Annotated in this window: 1 protein-coding gene; it reads left to right on the plus strand. The window is 68.8% G+C overall.

Annotated features, from left to right (window positions below):
* The coding region (locus I6F36_RS38610) for a phosphopantetheine-binding protein (RefSeq protein ID WP_225173254.1) at positions 1-587 on the plus strand (587 nt) is incomplete at both ends.

A 587-nucleotide genomic window follows, 5' to 3' on the forward strand; every position in this document is an offset into this window, starting at 1 on the left:
AACCGCCCTGAGCTGACCGCGGAGCGGTTCATCGCCAGTCCCTTTGTCGAGGGCGATCGGCTGTACCGGACCGGCGACCTTGCACGTTATCTGCCGGACGGCAATCTTGAGTTCCTGGGCCGCAACGACGATCAGGTGAAGATCCGCGGCTATCGCATCGAGCCGGGCGAGATCGTCGCGCGGCTTTGCGAGCACGCCTGGGTGCGCGAGGCGGTGGTGGTGGCGGGCCAGAACGGCGCCGGCGACAAACATCTGATCGCCTATGTGGTCTGCGCGCCCGAGGCCGGCTCGGACGAGGGCGATGGAGGCGCGCTTGCGGGCGCCTTGCGGGCGCACTTAAGTGCGCGGCTGCCGGACTACATGGTGCCGAGTGCGTTCGTGCGGCTGGCGGCGCTTCCGCTCACGGTGAACGGCAAGCTCGATCGGAACGCGCTGCCGGCGCCGGCCGATCAGGCCTATGCGCTGGCGGCCTACCAGTCGCCGCAAGGTGCGGTCGAGACGGCGCTGGCGCAGATCTGGGCCGAGCTCCTTGGTGTCGAGCGCATCGGGCGCAACGACCACTTCTTCGAACTGGGCGGCCACTCGCT

The organism is Bradyrhizobium sp. BRP19 (assembly GCF_020194195.1).
In the GTDB taxonomy this organism is placed as follows: Bacteria; Pseudomonadota; Alphaproteobacteria; order Rhizobiales; family Xanthobacteraceae; genus Bradyrhizobium; species Bradyrhizobium yuanmingense.